The organism is Streptomyces sp. NPDC006265, assembly GCF_040613555.1.
Classification (GTDB): Bacteria; Actinomycetota; Actinomycetes; order Streptomycetales; family Streptomycetaceae; genus Streptomyces.
On record NZ_JBEXSH010001310.1, the window covers coordinates 1 to 1711 of the forward strand.

The 1711-nt window shown below is 67.2% G+C and carries 1 protein-coding gene; it reads left to right on the top strand.

All coding sequences use genetic code 11. The features are described 5' to 3' along the window. Nucleotides 1-246: 246 nt before the first annotated feature. Nucleotides 247-1695 (top strand): cation:dicarboxylase symporter family transporter, encoded by a 1449-nt coding sequence (locus ABZ281_RS48280; RefSeq protein WP_356665084.1) that lies wholly within the window; start codon nt 247-249, stop codon nt 1693-1695. Nucleotides 1696-1711: the final 16 nt, after the last annotated feature.

The window sequence follows — 1711 nt, forward strand, 5'->3', positions numbered from 1 at the left end:
GTGCTGAAGAGGTCCTCGGTGGCCTCCGGTCCGCTCGCCACCAGCATGTTCTCGTCCATGAGCGTGCTCAGCCGCAGACAGCGCGCGTGCAGGCCCATGAGCCACTTATGACGCTTTTACTTGGCTGCAACGCTGCGGTCTTGTGCGCGATCAAGGCAGCCTCCAGAGTGTCGGAAACGGAAATCGCTTTCCATATCACAGAAGCCCCCTCCGGCTTCTGTGCGTCCCGTCCCTCTAGGAGGCTTCGTGCCCCCGTCCGTACCGTCCCTCGCGCGACGCGTCGCACGCACTCTACACACCTCGCTTTTCGCGCAGGTCACCTGCGCGCTCGTCCTCGGAATCGTCGTCGGAAAGCTGTGGCCGGACACGGCCACGGCTCTCCAACCGCTCGGCGACGGTTTCACCCGGCTCATCAAGACCGTGATCTCGCCACTGGTGTTCTGTGTGGTCGTCGTCGGCATCGCCAAGGCCGGTGACCTGAAGGCGTTCGGCCGGATCGGGGTCAAGGCCCTCATCTGGTTCGAGATCGCCTCGACGGCCGCCCTGGTCATCGGTCTTGTCACAGCCAACGTCGTCGGCCCGGGCAAGGGCATGAACGTCGACCCCTCCTCGCTCGACGCCGCGGCGGTGCAGGAGACGACGGGCGGAGGGCATCTGCCCACGACGACCGAGTTCATCCTGAACGCGTTGCCGCAGAGTTTCATCGGATCCTTCGCCGAGAACGAACTGCTCCAAGTTCTCATCCTGGCCTGCCTGGTGGGCGCCGCTCTGCTGCACCTCGGGCACACCGAGGTGCCGAAGATCCTGCCCGCGATCGAGCAGGCCCAAGAGATCGTCTTCGCGGTCGTCGGCTTCATCATGCGGCTGGCCCCGCTCGCGGTGTTCGGTGCGATGGCCCACCTGGTCGGCAACTACGGCCTGGGTGTGATGCGGACGTACGCCAAGCTCATCGTGCTCTGCTACGTGGCCGCGGCCCTGTTCGTCGCGCTGCTGGCCGTCGCGTTGAAGCTGGTGACCGGCCTCAGCCTCTGGAAGTTCCTGCGGTACATCCGCGAGGAGATGCTGCTCGCGCTCGGCACCGCGTCCACCGAGTCGGTCATGCCGCGGGTGATGCAGAAGCTGCGCCGGGCCGGTGCCCGCGACGACGCCGTGGGGCTGGTGCTCCCCACCGGCTACTCCTTCAACCTCGACGGCGCCTCGCTCTACCTGTCCATCGGCACGCTGTTCATCGCCCAGGCGGTGGGGGTGGATCTGAGTCTCGGTCAGCAGATCACCGTCGTACTGGTGCTGATGCTGACCAGCAAGGGCATGGCGGGCATCCCCGGTTCGGCGTTCCTCGCCCTGTCCGCGACCGCCTCGTCCCTGGGGGCGATCCCCGCCGGAGCGGTCGCGCTGCTGCTCGGCGTGGACCGCATCATGGACTCGATGCGCGTCGTCACGAACCTGCTCGGCAACTGCGTCGCAGTCTTCGCGGTGTCCCGCTGGGAGGGGGCCCTGGACATCGACCGGGCGAGGCGGACGCTGGACGGGGAGGACGCCTCCACGCCGGACGAGGGCGAGAAGGACGTCAGCGGCGAGACCGGCATTGAGGCGCCGGCGCCGGGCATCCCGGCTCAGAAGCCCAAGGAGTCCGAGGATCTCAAGGACCTCGAGGGGTTCGAGGAGCTCAAGGAGCCCGCTCCCGAGGCCGGTTGACCGGAATCAAGCGGGC